The organism is Cetobacterium somerae ATCC BAA-474 (genome assembly GCF_000479045.1).
GTDB classification, from domain to species: Bacteria; Fusobacteriota; Fusobacteriia; order Fusobacteriales; family Fusobacteriaceae; genus Cetobacterium_A; species Cetobacterium_A somerae.
In genome coordinates this window covers 1-873 of sequence record NZ_KI518227.1, presented here as the reverse complement: position 1 = coordinate 873, position 873 = coordinate 1, and the positions used below count along the sequence as shown (strand labels likewise).

1 protein-coding gene is annotated in these 873 nt (G+C 32.9%); it reads right to left on the bottom strand.

All coding sequences use genetic code 11. The features are described 5' to 3' along the window. A partial coding sequence (locus HMPREF0202_RS14610; protein WP_040407776.1) for an ROK family protein occupies positions 1 to 861 on the bottom strand: 861 nt, incomplete at its 3' end. Positions 862 to 873 lie beyond the last annotated feature (12 nt).

Here is an 873-nt window from a genome sequence, read left to right as displayed (position 1 = left end):
ATTTAACGCAAGTGCTATACAACCTAGTAATCCAGCATTATCTCCAAGACCTGGATATACAATATATTCATCAATATTTTCTAAAATCTCTTTAGTTTGAACATAGTTGTTTAACATCTCTTTTACATTTTTTCTAATTAGAGGAAACAATTGAGATTGTTTCATAACTCCACCACCAAGAATTATTTTTTCTGGTGAAATAGTTAAAATATAATTTACAAGAGCTTGAGCGATATAATAGGCTTCAAGTTTCCAAGCTTCATGATTAACAGGAAGTTCGTAAGCTTTTACTCCCCATCTTTCTTCAATAGCTGGCCCAGATGCTAACCCTTCAAAACAATCTTTATGAAATGGACATTTTCCAATATATGAATCACTTTCATGTCTTCTAACAAAAATATGTCCCATCTCAGGGTGAAGCATTCCGTGAACTAATTTTCCTGAAACTAGTGCTCCACCACCAATTCCAGTTCCAATTGTAAGATAAAGACAATTTTTTAATCCTTTTGCAGCTCCCCAAGTGGCTTCACCTAACGCAGCACCATTAACATCTGTATCAAAAGCCATAGGAATATTTAAATTTCTTTGTAACTCACCAATTAAATTAAAGTCACTCCAATATTTTTTGGGAGTTTTAGTTATATATCCATAAGTTTCAGAATTTGGATTTGGATCAATTGGACCAAACGAGCCAACTCCAATAGCTTCAACTCCCTTATTTTTAAAAAAATCATAAACTTTTTGTAAAGTGATTTCAGGTGTTTCAGTAGGAAAACTAACTCTTTCTAAAATATTACCGTTTTCATCAGCAATTCCACATACAAATTTTGTTCCTCCAGCTTCAATAGCTCCTAGTTTCATAAAATCCTCCAA